This is a genomic window from Rhodococcus sp. MH15, assembly GCF_019266045.1.
Taxonomy (GTDB): domain Bacteria; phylum Actinomycetota; class Actinomycetes; order Mycobacteriales; family Mycobacteriaceae; genus Rhodococcus_F; species Rhodococcus_F qingshengii.
Window position 1 is genome coordinate 620,481 of sequence record NZ_LPNP01000080.1, and the last position, 13,397, is coordinate 633,877.

The following is a 13,397-nucleotide window of genomic DNA, read 5'->3' on the forward strand; positions in this document are numbered from 1 at the left end:
TCGGAGGCGGAGGTGCGTCACCTGACGGGACGGACATTGGACACATTCCGGACTGTGGCGAAGACTGTGTTCTGAGGCGGAGAAGGGCAGGTCGACGTGATTTCCAAACGAGAACAGAACAAGCGCGACACCAACGACAGGTTGCTCTCGGCTGCTCGAATTCTGTTCTCGGCGCAGGGTTTCGCCAGCACGACCGTCGACGACATCGCCGAGCGAGCCGAGGTGTCGCGAGCCACCTTCTTCAATTACTTCCAGGGCAAGGACTCGGTTCTCGAGGCGTTGCACAGTGATCATCTCGATCAGCTCGCGGCACTGGTGGATCAGCTCATGGAATCGCCGATGCCGACTTCTGATCGGATCTCCCGGATTTTTCAGGACTTTGCGCAGCAAGCGATCATGCACCCGCGCTATCTGCGCATGGTGACTGCAGAACTCGAGCGCGACTTCGCCTCCTCCGGAGCGGGGGCGGCCCACGATCATCGGTTCCACGTGGAACTTCTCCGGATCGTCACTGCCGGTATCGAAGCCGGCGAAGTGAGATCGGACTACCCGCCGCTCTTTCTCGCACAGATGATCGGTGGTACGTACGGAGCGTTGGTCCGCTTCTGGCGGCAAGACGCCGATTACGACGTGGTCGGAGAATTCGATCGCGGAGCCAGGTACGTCGCGGAAGGCATCGCTGCTCGCTGATCAGGGAGTGGGCACTACCAGGGGCAGCATCTGCTGGACGCTCTCCGAAAGATAGTTTGCGGCAGTCTGATCGCCGGACAGATGGCGCAGCAGGCTCTGCTGGAACAGGCCGTCGAAGATTGCGTACATCGCCGCCGAGGTGACCGATGCCTCTACGTCGAGAAGCTCGGCGTAGCGAGAAACAATGCGCCAGATCATGTTTTCGAGACTCTCGTCGATCGCGGCGACGTCGGCTCGGAACGACTCCTCGAACATCGACTGCGCGCGCAGGTCGTACCAGAGGCGGTGCATCGTGGGTTCTTCGATCATGGTCTCGGCGAGCAGTGCGCCGAAACCGGTTTTCAGTTCCTCCGGTGTCTTCGCGGTGGCGACGATGCCGTCGTAGCGGGTGACGCAGCGTGCCTTGTAGTGGCGCACGCAGTGGGTGATGAGATCGACCTTGTCGCTGAAGTAGTAGTGCAGGACGCCGTGGGAGAACTCCGAATTCTGGGCGATTTCGCGCAGGCTCGTGCGTGCGTAGCCCAATTCGGCCAGGGTTTGCAGTGCGGCCTCGGCGAGTTGATCACGTCGCTCGGAGAATTTGTCGACCTGGCGACGCGACACCTTGTCTGCGTTGGACCGCTTGGCGGAGTCGGACCGCTTCGCGGAGTCGGACTGCTGGCCCGGTGAGCTAGGTGCAGCCTTTTTCCCTGCCTCACTAGGCTTCTCGACTGTCGTGGTCACGATGGCACGTCCTGTTCCCTGCGGTTTCCACAGCGGCACGATCACCGCGTCCGAATCAGTGTAACCCCTGGTCTTGGACGAGCGTGTAACAAAATCTTGACAGTCGTCAAGATTTCTCTTGACACTCGTCCAAAGTTGAATACTCTGTGACTCACACCACTTGGCAGCGTCGCTGTGAACGGTGGCATCGCGAGAGTCGTTTCAGTCATGGAGGCAGTCGAAAATGAGCGTGTTTGATCTCGAGGGACGAAAAGCACTGGTCACAGGTGGTGCCAAGGGGCTCGGAGCCGGAATGGCTGAGGCGTTGGCGAAGGCGGGGGCGTCAGTGATGATCGGCGACGTTCTCGAAGACGAGGGTCGTGCCACCGCAGAGGCTGTTGGTTCGGGCGGAGTCAAAACCGGCTTCGTAAAGCTGGACGTCACCGACGATGCCAACTGGGAAGAGGCAGTCGCCGCCACCGCGGAGACTCTCGGCGGCTTCGACATCCTCGTCAACAACGCAGGCATCGAGATTTCCTCGCTGGTGGTCGACCTCGATCCGAACGACATCCGCCGTATGTGTGAGGTCAACATCCTCGGAACAGCGCTCGGAACCAAACACGGACTGCGCAGCATGCGTCCGGGTGGCGTAGCCGGAACCGGCGGTTCCGTCATCAACATCTCTTCAGTGGCCGCAACCATTCCGTTTCCCGGGATCAGTGGATACTCCGCGACCAAGTCCGCGGTCGATCGCTTCACCAGAGTTGCCGCCGCCGAGTCGGGCAAGCTCGGCTACGGAGTCCGCGTCAACTGCATCTACCCGGGTCTTGTCGCCACGGAGATGGGTCTCGGACTCGCGGCGGACATGGAGAAGCTCGGTCTCTGGCCCAGCGCCGAAGCAGCAGTCGGAGACGTCATCGGCCTCACCCCGCTCGGCCGCCTCGGTGAAGTGAACGACATGGCTGACGCCGTTGTGTTCTTGTCCTCCGACGCCGCGCGATTCATCACCGGAATCGGCCTACCGGTCGACGGTGGCATGGGCATGTAACTCGCCCTTCATTCGTACGTACACCCTTCTCACGTCTTCGAAAGGTTCCACGAACATGTCCGAAAAGAAGCCCGTCATCGTTTACGGCGTCTCCGGGTACACCGGCCGTCTGGTGTGTGAATACCTGCGCGAGTTCAACATCCCGTTCATCGCAGCCGGCCGCGACGCCGCTCGCATCCAAGAGGTCCTCGACAAGATCCCTGGTTTGGACACCGTCGATCACGAGGTCGTCGAGGTCGAGCACACGGTCGAGGCTCTCACCGAATTGTTCACCGGTGCACAGGTTGTCAGCAACATGGTCGGGCCGTTCATCAAGCTCGGCGGGACCGTCGTCGAGGCTGCGTTGAATGCCGGTTGCCACTACATGGATACCACCGGTGAGCAGGACTGGGTACTCGACGTCCAGGAGAAGTTCAGCGACAAGTATCAGGAGAAGGGCCTGCTTCTCTCGCCCGGTATCGCGCAGATGTACACCACCGGTGAGATCGCGGCCAATATCGCACTGGAAACGCCGGGGCTCGATACGCTCGACATCCTCGTGCTGTGGAAGGGATTTCCCACCTACGCGTCCACTCAGACGATCTTCACCATCCTCAAGGCAAACTGGTACTACCTCGAGCAGAACAAGTACGTGCAGTGGGCGCCCGGCCAGACTTTCGACGTCGTCGTTCCCGGCCAGCACGAAACTGCGCTTGCATTGCCGTGGGGCGGAACATGCCACCCGGTGTGGTTCAAGAACGATCCGCGAGTTTCCAACGTCAAGGCTGCGGGCGGAGTGTTCGACCGCACCGTGATGGAAGGCGTTGTCGCGACGCAGAAGATCGTGGAGGAGCAGATCAAGACCCTGCCCGCCGACGAGCAGGAAGCCGCCTTGGCCGAGATCGCCGGATCGGTTCAGGCCGGTATGCCCCCTCGTGAAAATCCGCGCATCAACACCTCACTCGACTCCGTCTACGCGTCGGGCCCGCTGGGTCGCTCGCACGTCGTGATCCACGGAAACTGTAACTACAAGCAGACGGGCCTCCTGCACGCCTATGCAGCGCATTCTCTGCTCCAGCAGGCGCCGAAGCGGACCGGGCTTGCCTCGGCTTGCCAGGCGTTCGGCCATCGCGAACTGCTCGGCGCGCTACGTAGTTTCGGGCTGGCTCTGGAGCCGGAAGTAACCATCAACGCCTAACTCGTCGTCCTCGTCATCATGTTCACGGCTCCCGGCGTGTAGCACGCCGGGAGCCCCGCCCTGGAGGCTCCCCATGCGTTTGACCGACTATCTCGACAAGGGAGCCTCTCTTGGTTCCACTGCACCGTGTTTGACGATGGGGGAGCGCACTCTCTCCTACGGCGAGGTGCAACAGTTCAGCCGACGCTTCGCAGCTTCGCTCGCGGCTTCGGGCATCGCGGCGGGCGAAAAGGTCGCGATTCTGTCCGGCAACGACCCGATCTCGTTCTCCTGCGTATTCGGTATCAGTAGGGCTGGTGCAGTCTGGTGCCCGATCAACCCTCGCAACGAAGCTGCGGAAAACCGAGACCTGTTGGATCTGTTCGATTGTCGCGCTCTGTTCTTCCCGAAGTCCTATGCGCCGCTAGTCGACCAGATCAAGGATGCGCTTCCCCAGTTGGTGACGCTCGTCTGCATCGACGGCGAATCGGAATCGGCACAGTCCCTCGAAAGCTGGCTCGGGGAAGACGAACTCGACGTCGCTGCGCCCGACGACGTCACCATGCTGGTCGGCACCGGTGGTACAACTGGACGGCCAAAGGGAGTGATGTTGACCGGGCACAACATCGAGACGATGACCGCAATCACCTTGATGAGTTATCCGTTCGAGGGGTGCCCGGTGTATCTGGCGCTGGCACCGTTGACTCACGCCGCCGGTGTTCTGTGCTTCCCGATCATGGCCCTCGGCGGCGAAGTGGTGATCATGCCGAAGCCCGATCTCGGGTACTTCCTCGCGAACATTCAGAAGCACAAGGTGACTCACACCTTCCTGCCGCCGACGCTCATCTACATGCTGCTCGAGCACGAGGCCCTGTCGGCCACGGATCTCAGCTCGCTGCAATGCTTCTGGTACGGAGCGGCGCCGATCTCCCCGACCAGACTCGCGGAGGCGATCGACAAGATCGGCCCGGTCATGGCTCAGCTGTTCGGGCAGAGTGAAGCCCCCATGATGATCTCGACGATGTCACCGAAGGAGCACTTCGGCTCGGACGGCACTGTCGCAACGTCACGACTTTCGTCGGCGGGTCGACCGTCGCCGCTGGTGACCGTGGGAATCATGGATGACAAAGGCGCGCTGCTCGGACATGGCGAGCGTGGTGAGGTGGTGATTCGCAGTTCGTTGGTGATGGCGGGTTATTACAAGAACCCCGACGCAACCGCGGAAGCGTCAGCCCACGGCTGGCATCACACCGGCGATATCGGGTACCTGGACGAGGACAATTTCCTGTTCATCGTCGACCGTGCGAAGGACATGATCATCACCGGCGGTTTCAACGTCTATTCGGTCGAGGTGGAGCAGGCACTCATGGCGTATCCGGGGATTCAGGACTGCGGAGTGATCGGGTTGCCGGACGACAAGTGGGGCGAACGCGTTGTGGCAGTGGTGCAACCGCACCTCGGCGCCGACATCGACGGCGCCGAGGTGATGGCTTTCGTGAAGGCTCGCATCGGAAGTGTGAAGACTCCGAAGCAAGTCATCGTCTGGGACGATCTACCTCGCTCCAAGGTCGGCAAAGTTCTCAAGAACGAGATCAAGAGCGAGCTGACGGGCTGAGGTCACGACTCGCACACCACGTCTTCGGCCGGCAGTGAGCCGTCGAGCAGGTACGAGTTGACGGCGGCGTTCGCGCAAGTATTCGCGTAGCCCGGGAACACCGCATGAGTGCGGCCTGGAACTGTCACGAGCCGTGAGCCTTTCATCGCTTCATGCATGCCGAGGCCTTCGTCGTACGTCGTGCGGGTGTCACCGGTTGCCTGGATCTGCAATGCCGGAACGTTGTTGTCGATGTCGATCCGCGTAGGGGCCTCACTGCGCCAGAACGCGCACGGCATGATCGTGTTGTGTGTGCCGGCAAAGATCGGCTGATCATCACGGTGCTCCTCCAACTTGTTGCGGTACCACTGGGGATCGCTCGGCATCGATACGTCTCCGCAGACGATGGCGATTGTCCCGGCATAGTCAGGACCGGTTCCCAGTTCGGTCTGGAACCATGCCTGCATCAATCTCGTCAGCTGGGGATGGATGTTCTCGACGGTCTTGCCTGCGGCGAGATCGCGCAACTGAACCAATACCTGTGCGAATGCCTCACTTTCCTTCTCGGTGTCGCCGGTTCCGTTGACGTACATCAGGAATGGAAGGACGTGATCGTCGACGGCATGATCACCGATCTGTATCGGAGTGGTGGCCGCGTCCGAGATCAGCTTCTCGATGAGGGCGCGAACTTCGGCGGGCGTCGATCCGAGTGCATAGGTGGAGTTGTGTTCTGCTGCCCACTGCGAGAATCCGTCGATCGCTTTCTCGTTGGCCGGGCCCATGTCCTGGAACATCTCGTATCCGTATTTCTTCGGATCCGGTGCACTGTCGAGAACCACACGGTCGATCCTGTCCGGGAACATTTGAGCATAGGTTGCACCGAGGTATGTGCCGTACGACCACCCGAAGTACGACGCCTTCTCCTGGTCGAGGGCGCCACGAATCACGTCGAGGTCGCGGGCGATGTTTTGAGTATTGATGTGTGGCAGATAGTCCGGGTACTTGTCCCAGCATGTGTCAGCGGCCTCGCGTGCGAGCGCAACACTTTCGTTCCATCCCTCGTCCGTGGTGCCCGGCGACCGCATCCATGTCATCTGTTCGACGCCGCAGTCGATCGGTGTGCTCTTGCCGAGTCCTCGGGTGTCCATGCCGATGACGTCGTATGCCGCTGCGACTTCCGGTGTCATGCCCGCATTCAGAATCTCGGGCAATCCCAGTCCTCGGCCACCCGGGCCACCAGGGTTGGTGAGCAGGATCCTTCGTCGCTGTGCGGGGTCGGTGGACGCGACCCGCGAGATCGCCACTTCGATCGTTTTGCCGTCAGGGACGGAATAGTCCAAAGGTACTGTGACCATGGCGCATTCACTTGCGGTCGACGTTCCGGCGTCTGTGGCGCATGGCCCCCACTCGAGATCCTGTTCGTAGAACGCGCTGAGATTCGATTGTGGATCTTCCTGCGGAGTAGCAGGATCCGAGCACGCCGCCAATGCCGGTACGGCGAGCGCGGCAGCGGCGATTGTGGTAGCCAGCCACCTTCGTGATCGAGGCATGCGTGATCTGGGCATGGTGAATCCAGTCATTGTCGTGTCCTTGCGTTGAGCCCATTTTCGGGCAGTGTTGGTCACCCCACTTCGAATGTGGGGGTCAATCAGGGTTTTTCAGAGGCGGGATTGACGGGCGGCGAACTCCGCGGCCACAGCCTTCGCGAATCTTTCCTGGGTGACGGTTCGTCGATCCGCTTGGTGTTCGCGCAGTACCGCTACCAGCCGGGTGGGGGAAGCGTCCTCCGGTGCAGCCTGTTCGGGTAGCACGCTCTCGGTGAAGTCGCAGAACTGAATGGCAAGGGCCGCAATCGTGTCCGCGTCAGCCGGTGCGTCGGCGAGGGCATACATGCGAGTTATCAATTCGATGGCCTGCTCGCGGTTCGGCTCGGCCAATACCCGGCGATGGGCGGACAGGAGTGAATCGCAGACCTCGGGATCGCCCCCGGAGACCGTGAGTGCGAGGATCAGAAGTTCACGCTCGTTGTCGATCCACGCTGTCGGCGCACCGGCAACGACGTACTGTGCGAGCACTTCCGAAAACGCGTCGGGTAGTTCAGGATCGGCATTGCGGCGTAGCGACTCGATGTGCGCACGCTGAACAGCGATCTGTTCGGCCTTCGTCGCCAATTCCTTGTCGAGGGCATCGAGTGCGGACCGAGTGTCGTGAGCGTCGCCGTCGAGTAGTTCGGCGATCTTGGCAACAGGAATCCCCAGATCGCGCAGGCGGCGGATGCGACTCAGTCGTGCCAGGTCCACCGCCCGGTACATGCGGTAGCCGTTGGGTTGGCGTTGTGGTTCTTCGAGAAGGCCGTTCGAGTGGTAGTAGCGCACGGACCTGACGGTGGTGCCGGCCAATTTGGCCAGCTCGCCGATGGTCATCATCGCCCTGCCCTCCCGTGATCGAATCGGATTCCGTCTGTGAAAACCATTCTCCAACCTTGACGCGGCGTCAGGGTCAAGATTCGCGCCGGAGAACGTGACCGTTGACACTTTAAGGAGGCGGACTTAATCTGACTTTTGTCCTTTACGACATCGTCGATTTCGAGGAAGTGCCCTGATGGCTACCCTTTTTCCTGCGGCAACAATCTTTCCGATCCCCACCGACCCGCTTGCTGCGTACGGTCCACTCGTTGCTCGCCGGAATCCCGAGTCGGTAGTTCCGGCACCGTACGAACACTTTGCGGTCAAGGCGGTCGCGCCGACGATCGGAGCGGAAATCTCCGGTATTCGACTCGGCGGGGGCCTGTCTGATGCCGTGATTGCGGAACTCCGCCGAGCTCTCCTCGAATGGAAAGTCCTCTTCTTCCGCGATCAGGACCTCGACCGAGCGGAACATCGAGCTTTTGCCGAGCGTTGGGGCGATCTCGAACAGCATCCGTTCTTCAAGTACACGCAGCCCGGGCAGACGGACGTCGATGTCACGACACTGGCGAAGGATGCGATGGTCGGCGGAGTCGAGAACAACTGGCACAACGACGTTACGTGGCACGAGTTTCCTTCGTTCGCAGCAGTTCTTCGTGCGGTCGAGGTGCCGGAGGTGGGTGGTGACACTTTGTGGGCCGATACTGCAGCTGCCTACGATCTGCTTCCTGAAGACATCAAGAAGCGTATCGACCCGCTTGTTGCAGAACACGATTGGATCAACTCGTTCGGCAGGTCGATGCCGGTGGATGCGGTCGAGATGTTGCGTCCGAAGTTCCCCGCTGTGCAGCATCCGGTGGTTCGGATCATTCCGGAAAGTGGCAGGCGGGTGTTGTTCGTCAACATGACCTTCACGCAACGGATCTTGGGTGTGTCAGAAGAAGAATCGAACGAACTTCTCACGATGCTGTATCGCCACGTCAATCGTCCGGAATTTCAGGTCCGTTTGAAGTGGGAGCCGAATACTGTTGCCTTCTGGGACAATCGGACCTGCCAGCACTACGCGGCCAGTGACTACTTCCCGGCTCGTCGTGTGATGGATCGAATCTCGATTGTCGGGGATCGACCGGTGGGCGTCGGGGGCTGATACGACGCTCAGCGCCTCGAGTGTCTACTACGGGAAGTAGTAACGCACCTCACATAGTTTTTCGACGCCTTGTCGATATGATTTCGACAAGGCGTCGATAAAAGTCGGCGTGACTCGTATCGACGACTTTGGAGCTTCCCGAATGTTCCTCGCCCTGCGTGAACTGTGGTTTGCGCGAAATCGATTCCTCTTGATGGGTGCCGTGGTTGCCCTCATCTCGATCCTGATGGTGATTCTGTCCGGCCTCTCGTCCGGACTGGTAAATGACGGTGTCTCCGCTTTGCAGCGGACGCCGATTCAGGCGTTTGCCTTCGCACCGGACACCAAAGCCGACTCAGCGTTTTCGCGCTCGGTCGTCACCGAGGAGCAGGCGCAGGCATGGCGTATGCAACCCGATGTCCAAGATGCCGAGCTCTTCGGCAACATGATCGTCAATGCAAAAACTCGCAGTGGCACGCCTGTCGATCTCACGCTCTTCGGCATCGAACCTGGCTCCTTCCTCGAGCCCGTCTCCGCCGACGGGAGGGGGCTGCAAGCCGACACGGACATCATCGTCAGCTCTACCTTCCGTGACGACGGTGTTGCGATCGGTGACACCGTGATACTCGATCGACTCGGTACGGAGCTGACAGTTGTCGGATTCACCGAAGACAAGCGCACTTTCGGTCACGTCGACGTCGCCTACCTGCCCCTGCGTACTTGGCAGGAGGTTCACGCCGGTGCCAAGATCGGCGAAACCGCCAATGCCAGTGCCTATTCCGAAGCAAGTGTTGTTGCGATTCGGGGCATTGGTGGCGCGTTACCGGATCTCGTGTCGGGCGATGCGGCGGCGGGAACGTCCGCAAAGACGCTCGAGGAATCTTTCGACTCCTCACCAGGGTTCTCCGCGGAAATGATGACTATGTCGATGATCAAGGCGTTTCTGTACGCGATTTCGGCCCTGGTGGTCGGTGCATTCTTCAGTATCTGGACGGTTCAGCGCGGTCGTGAACTCGCAGTGTTGCGCGCGATGGGAGCCTCTACCGGCTTCCTGCTTCGTGACGGCATGGCGCAGGCACTGGTAGTGCTGCTTGGTTCCATCGGCCTCGGTGTGTTGCTGGGCTTGGGGCTCGGTTCGGGGCTCGAAGGCGGGGGGATGCCGTTCGCCCTCGAGTCCGGCCCAGTCGTCAACGGCGCAGTGCTCTTGGCGGTACTCGGGCTGGTCGGCGCAGCCGTTGCCATCGTCCGTGTTACCCGTGTCAACCCGCTCACCGCATTGGGAGAAAACCGATGACCACAGTCGAAAAGACCACAACCGGATTGGTATTGACCGCTGTCAGTCTTCGATTCGGTGACGGTGACTCCACCGTGCTCGCCCTCGACAACGTGAACCTGGAGGTCTCGTGCGGCGAACTTGTCGCGATCGTCGGACCGTCAGGCGCTGGAAAGTCGAGCTTGCTCGCTGTGGCCGGCGGACTCGGTCGGCCGTCGAGTGGAACGATTGTCATCGACGGCGTGGACGTGTCGGCGATGCCGGCCCGTGCTCTCGCCAAACTTCGACGAGACAAGGTCGGCTTCGTCTTTCAGTCCGGCAACCTGATTCCAGCGCTGACGGCGCGCGATCAGCTTCGGCTGATTCCCAAGCTCACGGGGCGGCCGGGTCGCGATCCCGAGGAGTTGCTCGACTCGGTCGGTATGAGTCACCGTGCAGATCGTCGACCCGGTCAACTCTCCGGCGGTGAACGCCAGCGCGTCGGTATCGCTCGGGCATTGATGAGCAATCCCTCGCTACTGCTCGTCGACGAGCCGACGGCTGCTCTCGACCGCAAACGCAGCCATGAGGTGGTCGAACTGCTCTCGCGCGAAACTCACGAGGCAGGCGTCGCTACGATCATGGTGACCCACGATCACGACGTGCTCGGGCACTGCGACCGCATCCTCGAAATGGTTGACGGTCGGTTGCGTCAGAGCGAGTAAGCCCGCGAGGGGACTGGAGGAGATTCGGTGCCGAGGATCGATGCGCCCACTGTGGTCGAGCATCGTGCTGCTCAGCGCCGTGCCCTCCTCGACGCTGCACACGCTCTTCTGTCCGAGGCCCCGGACCGGCCGCCGGGGCTCGGTGAGGTGGCAGCGAAGGCAGGGCTCGCCAGGTCGAGTGCCTACCACTACTTCCGGTCCCGGGAAGATCTCCTCAGTGCCGTCGTCGAAGACATGTTCCCGCGCTGGAACGACAAGATCGTCGAGGCGATGGCAGGCGCAGACGATCCGGTATGGGCGTACGTCGAGGCAAACCTCCAACTGGTTGCCGACGGGGAGCATGCGATAGTCGGAGCGCTGGCGACGCTGACCCCGCAAATGTTTCGAGATTCGCGGATCATGGAAATGCACGACAGTCTTGTGCTTCCTCTGGTCGAGGCCCTCCGTCTCCGTGGCGTGTCGGACCCGAAGCTCACCGCCAAGTTGATCAACTCGCTGGTGCATACGGGTACTGAACTGATCGAATCCGGTTGCAGCATGGACGAAGTCAGGTCCGCCGTGCGTGAGGTCCTCGCGTGAATGGCAGCCTCAGGCCGTAATCAGATCCATCCGAAGGTACTCGGTGATGCGGAGCAGCCTCGGGGGTTGGGAGACGTCTGAGGAAAGTGCTTGAAATGCTTCGTCTTTCGCGACGAGGCGCGGGGCGCCAAGGCGCACCTCCGTCTCGTCGACCGACAGTCGAGCACTTCCCGCTTTCAAGACGTTCTGCACCCAGTCCGAGCCTGATCCGTACACCAGAATGAAGACGTAGCCACCCTCGACCGGATAGGCGTCGAGAGGTGTCCGGTAGGTCGTGCCGGATGTACGTCCGACGTGTGTCAGTACCGGCCATTTCCCGCTCGAGATCGCGCGAGGATTGAACACTCGCTTGTTGACATGTCCCCACCATCTCGGCATCGGCATTGCAATCTCCCTTCGCGAGCGCCTTACGAGCGTAAGGCTGACTTACACCTGTAAGGGTGACTTACGGATGTAAGGTTGTCAACGTATTCGTTCCTCGGAGGGGAGTCTGTGTGTCACGGCAGCCGCGACAGTTGCTGAACAGGACTCGCGTAATCGAGGGTGCGATCCGCGTTGCCGACGCGGGTGGTGTCGAGGCCGTCACGATGCGACGGGTGGCTCAGGAGCTGGGCATCGAGGCGATGTCGCTCTACCACCACGTGCCCAACAAAGATGCGATTCTCGACGGCGTCGTCGATGCGGTCTTCGAGGCGATCGACCTGCCCGACAGTGAGTGTGTGGATTGGCGAGACGCAATCCGTGGACGCGCCTATTCCGCTCGCAGAGTCCTGTCGCAGCACCGTTGGGCTCTCGGTCTGCTGGATTCGCGACGCAGCCCTGGCTCGGCGACCCTGCGTCATCTCGACGCTGTGCTCGGAGTCCTCCGGAAGGCCGGGTTCACACTCCCGATGGCCGCGCACGGAGCCTCGCTGATCGACAGCTATATCGGCGGATATGTTCTCCAGGAGGCGAATCTACCGATGAGCGCACCCGGCGACGTCGAAGAAGTTGCGAGTGACATCCTCGAGCGCCTTCCGGCTGAAGAGTTGCCCTTCCTTCACGAGATGATCGTCGATCACGGTCTGAGTCCTGATTACGACCACACGAATGAGTTCGCCTACGGTCTCGATCTCATCCTCGATGCGCTCGAGGCGCGCCGAGGCTAGCGCTGAACCGGCACGTGCTTCGTGACTATCCGGTGGATCAGACGAGCAGCCGTTCGGGCAGTGCGATTGTCGACGTCTAGGCTCGGGTTCAGTTCGGCGACATCGAGAACCGCGAGTTTTCCGCTGGACGTGACTCGGTCACATACGTATTGGATGGTTTCGAGGCTGACTCCGTAGGCCGCAGGTGCGCTGACGCCCGGCGCCACAGCTGCAGGCAGGACATCGAGGTCGATGGTCAGGTAGACCAGATCGACGTCGTCGAGGAAGTCTGCGAGGAACTGATCCACGACGCCTCGGCCGATCGCTCCGCATTCTTCGTCGAGCAGATAGCGAACACCGAGGCGGTGAGCCGTGTCGAACAGTGCCGTGGTGTTGCTCGGTTGGCTGATTCCGATCACGCTGTACTGATGCGAGGTGCCTGCCGCGGCTTCGTCCTCGGCGATCTGACGAAAGGGTGTGCCGGAGCTGGGTATCGGATCGCCCCGCAGGTCGAAGTGCGCATCCAAGTTGAGGATTCCGAGTTTGGCTCCAGCGGTTCGCAACTCGGAGCCCGCGACGCCGAGGTATGTACCGTAGGCGATTTCGTGTCCTCCCCCGAGAACCACGGGGAAGTGTCCCGAATCAAGCGCAGCGCTGACGGCGTTCCCGAGTGCGGCCTGACCGGCCTCGAGTTCTTCACCCGACACGGCAACGGTTCCCGCGTCCTGAATCTGCAGTGGTTCGGCCAGCGCCATGGAAGCCAACCCGGCTCGCAAAGCGTCGGGGCCATCCGCGGCACCGCGGCGGCCCTTGTTGCGGCGGACTCCTTCGTCGCTGGAGAATCCGATCAGAACACAGTCGCCGGGAGCTGTTTCGGCTGAATACGGTTGCACGGCATGATGCCACCGCAGATGCTCGGCAGTGGTGCCGTCGGAGCGCCCGGTCCACGGCTTGGGTTCGATGTCGACTGCGATCTGATGTGCCACGACGGCC

14 protein-coding genes are annotated in these 13,397 nt (G+C 61.1%); 9 read left to right on the forward strand and 5 right to left on the reverse strand.

Translation table 11 applies throughout. The features are described from left to right. Positions 1-96: 96 nt before the first annotated feature. Positions 97-690 (forward strand): TetR/AcrR family transcriptional regulator, encoded by a 594-nt coding sequence (locus ATN37_RS25835; protein WP_003940428.1) that lies wholly within the window; start codon positions 97-99, stop codon positions 688-690. Here ATN37_RS25835 and ATN37_RS25840 read toward each other — a convergent pair whose 3' ends face one another. Further along, positions 691-1,293 carry a TetR/AcrR family transcriptional regulator gene (locus ATN37_RS25840; RefSeq protein ID WP_042448650.1) on the reverse strand — a complete coding sequence of 201 codons (603 nt, stop codon included), beginning with the start codon at positions 1,291-1,293 and terminating at the stop codon, positions 691-693. A gap of 343 nt (positions 1,294-1,636) precedes the next feature. On the opposite strand from ATN37_RS25840, the gene ATN37_RS25845 reads away from it, so the two are divergent. The 3 genes from ATN37_RS25845 to ATN37_RS25855 all read left to right on the forward strand — a co-directional run bounded on the left by ATN37_RS25845 (position 1,637) and on the right by ATN37_RS25855 (position 5,211). Next, positions 1,637-2,440 (forward strand): SDR family NAD(P)-dependent oxidoreductase, encoded by an 804-nt coding sequence (locus ATN37_RS25845; protein WP_007732778.1) that lies wholly within the window; start codon positions 1,637-1,639, stop codon positions 2,438-2,440. Between the two features lie 55 nt (positions 2,441-2,495). Then, positions 2,496-3,617: a DUF5938 domain-containing protein gene (locus ATN37_RS25850; protein WP_003940189.1), complete on the forward strand. Its 1,122-nt coding sequence runs from the start codon at positions 2,496-2,498 to the stop codon at positions 3,615-3,617. Between the two features lie 73 nt (positions 3,618-3,690). Beyond that, the gene (locus ATN37_RS25855) at positions 3,691-5,211 is read left to right on the forward strand and encodes an AMP-binding protein (RefSeq protein ID WP_218695766.1); all 1,521 of its coding nucleotides are present in this window, start codon (positions 3,691-3,693) and stop codon (positions 5,209-5,211) included. 2 nt (positions 5,212-5,213) lie between these two features. Here the strand turns inward: ATN37_RS25855 and ATN37_RS25860 are convergent, their stop codons facing one another. Together ATN37_RS25860 and ATN37_RS25865 are read right to left on the reverse strand one after the other, a co-directional pair. Continuing rightward, positions 5,214-6,770, reverse strand: coding sequence for an alpha/beta fold hydrolase (locus ATN37_RS25860; protein WP_218695767.1), 1,557 nt, complete (start codon positions 6,768-6,770; stop codon positions 5,214-5,216). Between the two features lie 78 nt (positions 6,771-6,848). Further along, positions 6,849-7,616 carry a MerR family transcriptional regulator gene (locus tag ATN37_RS25865; protein WP_003940101.1) on the reverse strand — a complete coding sequence of 256 codons (768 nt, stop codon included), beginning with the start codon at positions 7,614-7,616 and terminating at the stop codon, positions 6,849-6,851. A gap of 175 nt (positions 7,617-7,791) precedes the next feature. On the opposite strand from ATN37_RS25865, the gene ATN37_RS25870 reads away from it, so the two are divergent. From ATN37_RS25870 to ATN37_RS25885, 4 genes are all read left to right on the forward strand, one after another. Further along, positions 7,792-8,742 (forward strand): TauD/TfdA family dioxygenase, encoded by a 951-nt coding sequence (locus ATN37_RS25870; RefSeq protein ID WP_054187475.1) that lies wholly within the window; start codon positions 7,792-7,794, stop codon positions 8,740-8,742. 142 nt (positions 8,743-8,884) lie between these two features. Then, positions 8,885-10,015, forward strand: a complete 1,131-nt coding sequence (locus ATN37_RS25875) for an ABC transporter permease (RefSeq protein WP_030536958.1) — start codon at positions 8,885-8,887, stop codon at positions 10,013-10,015. Next, positions 10,012-10,698, forward strand: coding sequence for an ABC transporter ATP-binding protein (locus ATN37_RS25880; RefSeq protein WP_003939803.1), 687 nt, complete (start codon positions 10,012-10,014; stop codon positions 10,696-10,698). The genes ATN37_RS25875 and ATN37_RS25880 overlap by 4 nt, the downstream gene beginning before the upstream one ends. A gap of 27 nt (positions 10,699-10,725) precedes the next feature. After that, positions 10,726-11,277, forward strand: coding sequence for a TetR/AcrR family transcriptional regulator (locus tag ATN37_RS25885; RefSeq protein WP_064074270.1), 552 nt, complete (start codon positions 10,726-10,728; stop codon positions 11,275-11,277). 9 nt (positions 11,278-11,286) lie between these two features. On the opposite strand, the gene ATN37_RS25890 is transcribed toward ATN37_RS25885, so the two are convergent. Further along, the gene (locus ATN37_RS25890; RefSeq protein WP_064074271.1) at positions 11,287-11,661 is read right to left on the reverse strand and encodes a nitroreductase family deazaflavin-dependent oxidoreductase; all 375 of its coding nucleotides are present in this window, start codon (positions 11,659-11,661) and stop codon (positions 11,287-11,289) included. A gap of 110 nt (positions 11,662-11,771) precedes the next feature. On the opposite strand from ATN37_RS25890, the gene ATN37_RS25895 reads away from it, so the two are divergent. Beyond that, positions 11,772-12,425, forward strand: coding sequence for a TetR/AcrR family transcriptional regulator (locus tag ATN37_RS25895; protein WP_054801486.1), 654 nt, complete (start codon positions 11,772-11,774; stop codon positions 12,423-12,425). Here the strand turns inward: ATN37_RS25895 and hutG are convergent. Then, entirely contained in the window at positions 12,422-13,390 is a 969-nt protein-coding gene (gene hutG, locus ATN37_RS25900) for a formimidoylglutamase (protein WP_042926100.1), read from the reverse strand. The two genes, ATN37_RS25895 and hutG, sit on opposite strands and share 4 nt — an antisense overlap. Positions 13,391-13,397 lie beyond the last annotated feature (7 nt).